At 57.5% G+C, this 896-nt stretch carries 2 pseudogenes; both read left to right on the forward strand.

What is annotated here, in order from left to right:
• A pseudogene (locus tag EFQ99_RS35435) lies at window positions 1-234 on the forward strand (hypothetical protein); the annotation flags it as partial.
• 449 nt (window positions 235-683) lie between these two features.
• Window positions 684-896: pseudogene (locus EFQ99_RS36400) on the forward strand (hypothetical protein); the annotation flags it as partial.

Genomic DNA, 896 nt, shown 5'->3' on the forward strand with positions numbered 1-896 from the left:
TTCGGCACCCCACAGTACACGCTGCCTGTGGACGACTTGGGAGGATTTGTCCCTCCGAGCTGGCAACACGGCAATCAACCGGTACCAGATGACCTTCTGCCTGCAATGTACTTGTTTGAGTTGCTGCCGAGCGCGGACAAACCCCAGACCAGCATCACTATCCATGGTGTGCCCTACACGGCCACTCTGGGGCCATCAGGCATGGAGAACGACATTTACCTTTTCCTGCAATAGGGTGGAGATGGATCGAGCAATAGATGCCAGTGGTTCTTGAAAAAGCACCAAACCGTTGAGAGAGAATCCGTTTTTACGCGGCCACGTGCAGCGCGCCAACCCAGATGAGACGATCCCCAGTGCCGGGGGCGACATCGAATGTGCACGTCGTCCGTCTTCCTTCAAAACGTGACGTTTGGCCAGCATCCCAAGAGGCGACGGCTGTCGCATCTGAGGTGTAGACAGATACGGATGCGGGAAGAGCCTCGGGTGCGAAGGATGCTGGCGCGGTCGCTGAAGTGCTTAGTGCCGTCGATGACGGCCTATCCTTTGCGGGTTCTACTATGGCTTCAGGCCCGGACGACCCCCCCATGGCGCCGGATGCATTTCATGCGGCGATCATGAGCCAACGTGTGAGTTGGGTACTCGATGCCGACCCCGTATCCTGCAACTAATGCCTGCGGGCGGGTGCCGCGGTGGACCGACTTGTTCATCACGCAACGATCATTCGAAATGAACGTTGAAAGCTATCGACGACGTTCCACCCATGGGGGTCAAACGCCGGCGCGGCAGGCCAGCCTCATTCGCGACAATCAAAGGCACCGCACAGTTTGTCGCGGAGCGGCAATCAGACCACGATGAAGCTCTTGCCAGCGACAATCAACATGATAACTTCATCCCGA

The organism is Rhizobium vallis, from assembly GCF_003985155.1.
GTDB classification, from domain to species: Bacteria; Pseudomonadota; Alphaproteobacteria; order Rhizobiales; family Rhizobiaceae; genus Rhizobium; species Rhizobium vallis.